General features: G+C 69.3%; 1 protein-coding gene. It reads right to left on the reverse strand.

The window, feature by feature from the left end:
• Positions 1-642: AMP-binding enzyme (locus AC0L28_RS34720; RefSeq protein WP_473482998.1), on the reverse strand; the 642-nt coding region annotated here is incomplete at both ends.

Consider the following 642-nt stretch of genomic DNA (forward strand, 5'->3'; position numbering starts at 1 on the left):
CTGCACCGCCAGGAGCGAGTGGCCGCCGAGTTCGAAGAAGTTGTCGTGGCGCCCGATGCGCTCGATCCCGAGCAGCTGCACCCAGATCTCTGCCAGCGCCGTCTCGATCGCGCCCCGCGGCGCCTCATAGGTGGCGTGCGCATAGGCGTCGTCGTCGGGGGCAGGCAGTGCCTTGCGGTCCAGCTTGCCGTTCGGCGTAAGCGGCAAGGCCTCGAGCCGCACGAAGGCGGATGGCACCATGTAGTCCGGCAGCCGCCCGCTCACATGCGCGCGCAAGGCGCCGGCAAGCGCGCCGCCATCGTCCCCGTCCGAGCCGGCCTCGGGCGCGCACACGACATAGGCGACAAGGTGCTTGTCGCCGGCGCGGTCCTGGCGCGCCACCACCACCGCCTCACGCACCCAGGCATGCTCGCAAAGCCGCGCCGCGATCTCGCCCGGCTCGATGCGGAAGCCGCGCATCTTCACCTGGTCGTCGTTGCGGCCCAAAAACTCCAGATTGCCGTCCGGCAGATAACGCCCCAGGTCGCCGGTCTTATACAGCCGATCGCCGTCCACAAAGGGACTGGCGATGAACCGCTCGGCCGTCAGCTCGGGCCGGTTCAGGTAGCCACGCGCAACGCCTGCGCCGCCAATGTAAAGCTC

Source organism: Mesorhizobium sp. WSM4847 (assembly GCF_055811335.1).